Source organism: Anoxybacillus sp. EFIL, assembly GCF_013096955.1.
Taxonomy (GTDB): Bacteria; Bacillota; Bacilli; order Bacillales; family Anoxybacillaceae; genus Anoxybacillus; species Anoxybacillus ayderensis.
In genome coordinates this window covers 1-437 of sequence record NZ_SDLH01000082.1, presented here as the reverse complement: position 1 = coordinate 437, position 437 = coordinate 1, and the positions used below count along the sequence as shown (strand labels likewise).

Genomic DNA, 437 nt, shown 5'->3' with positions numbered 1-437 from the left:
GTATTTAGCTTTGTATAAAAAAAATAAATAAAATATAGTTCGTTTTTTTCTGCTTTTTTTCATTTTAATGAATTCAATCATTCGATTTTAGATTGAATCCATGATCGAATACTGGTACAATACTTATGGAGTGCAATATATAAAGAAAGAGGTCATTAAATGTCATCTGTAGTAGTAGTAGGTACCCAATGGGGCGATGAAGGAAAAGGGAAGATTACCTACTTTTTGATTGAAAATGCGGAAGTTATTGCACGTTATCAAGGTGGAGACAATGCAGGACATACTATTAAGTTTGATGGAGTGACATATAAATTACACTTGATTCCATCCGGTATTTTTTATAAAGATAAAATTAGCGTGATCGGAAATGGCGTAGTTGTGAATCCAAAATCTCTTGTTAAGGAACTTGCCTATCTAAAAGAGAATAATATAATAAC

1 protein-coding gene is annotated in these 437 nt (G+C 31.1%); it reads left to right on the top strand.

The genetic code is table 11. The features are described 5' to 3' along the window. Positions 1 to 159 precede the first annotated feature (159 nt). Positions 160 to 437: adenylosuccinate synthetase (locus ES017_RS15430; protein WP_171335292.1), on the top strand; the 278-nt coding region annotated here is incomplete at its 3' end.